This is a genomic window from Robbsia andropogonis, assembly GCF_000970345.1.
Taxonomy (GTDB): domain Bacteria; phylum Pseudomonadota; class Gammaproteobacteria; order Burkholderiales; family Burkholderiaceae; genus Robbsia; species Robbsia andropogonis.
Genome location: NZ_LAQU01000178.1, coordinates 1 through 1,419, shown reverse-complemented (window position 1 = coordinate 1,419; position 1,419 = coordinate 1). Strand labels below are relative to the sequence as shown.

Below are 1,419 nucleotides of genomic sequence, written 5' to 3'. Positions count from 1 at the left end.
TCTGTCTTGCGCCGAAACTCGCATGGGGAGCGATACTTCAACGCGCTATGTGGGTGCTTCTCGTTGTAATGCTCGAAGGCGAGCGCCAGATTTTGCACTGCCGTCATCGCATCAGGCTTGGGCATGAAGGCGACGTAGTCGCGCTTCATCGTCTTCACGAAGCTCTCCGCCATCCCGTTGCTTTGCGGACTGCACACCGGTGTTGTGAGCGGTGTAAGACCGATACCGTTCGCAAATGCCCGCGTCTCCGGCGCAATATAGCCCGAACCGTTATCACTGAGCCACTCAATTGCGCTGGGCACGCCATCAACATTCCCAAATCGATGCGCCACCGCGGCAAGCATCACGTCACGCACGTCGTTCCCCGTATACCCGCCAGTGGTCGCCACCCAGCTCATCGCTTCTCGGTCGCAGCAGTCCAAGGCGAACGTCACGCGCAATGGCTCGCCGTTCTCGCATCGGAACTCGAAGCCATCCGAGCACCATCGCTGATTGCTTTTGTCGGCCGCCACTCGACCGTCATGTCGCCGAATGATGGTTGGCCGTTTGGGCTTTCGTTGCAGCAGCAGCCCATGAGCACGCATCACACGATAGACGCGTTTGTGGTTCACGGGCGCTGCCTGCGAACGCTCCCGCTCGCCGCGCATCAGGCCCCAGGCGCGCCGATAACCATAGCTCGGCAAGTCCTTCACACTCTGCTGAATTTCGGCAACCAAAGGTGTGTCGTCACCTCGCGCAGCAGTACGCCCGTCTTGCCACTCGGCTGTTCGAACACGCTTCACCGAGACGTTCGAACGCGCAACACCCAGAACGTCACAGACCTGCTTCACCGCTCGTCCTCCGGCAATGAGGGCGAGCGCGCAGCCCACTTTTTTGGCGACCGTATTCCACCGCCTCCTTCAGAATTTCGACTTCCACGGTCTTCTTGCCAAGCAAGCGCTGCAATTCTCGAATCTGCTTGAGCGCGTCCGACAGCTCCGAGGCCGGCACGACTTCCTCGCCAGCCGACACGGCCGACAGGCTGCCGTCCTGGTACAGCTTCTTCCAGTGGAATAACTGGTTCGGATTTACCCCGTGCTGGCGAGCAACCATCGAGACCGTCTTACCGGGCTCAAGGTGGTTCTGGAGCAAATAGGTAAGAGTGTTGAGAATGTTCTTACATGTAGGATATCTTATCAAGAAGACAGAACTGCATTCCATACGGCAGGCAGAGCGGTATCCCTGAGACCGATTTTAGTCAGATCGAACTGGCCCTTGCGAATGCGATGCATCAATTCGATGCCTGAGACCGTTGCCAAGGCGTTTCTGAACCGTTTGAAGCCGAGCGTCACGTTCGTTCTGGACTTGATGTTTCGATGGTCCTGCTCAATCATATTGTTCAGATACTTCGAGGATCGGACCTTCGTGTGTTCAGGCAGT

Annotated in this window: 2 protein-coding genes; both read right to left on the bottom strand. The window is 57.4% G+C overall.

What is annotated here, in order from left to right; all coding sequences use genetic code 11:
• A protein-coding gene (locus WM40_RS26940; protein ID WP_413783835.1) for an IS3 family transposase occupies positions 1-1,176 on the bottom strand; the annotation gives its coding sequence in 2 pieces (ribosomal slippage) (positions 1-876 and positions 875-1,176; 1,178 coding nt annotated over the 2 pieces). This gene is flagged as partial in the annotation.
• A partial coding sequence (locus WM40_RS26930; protein WP_046154623.1) for a DDE-type integrase/transposase/recombinase occupies positions 1,176-1,419 on the bottom strand: 244 nt, incomplete at its 5' end. The genes WM40_RS26930 and WM40_RS26940, both read right to left, overlap by 1 nt.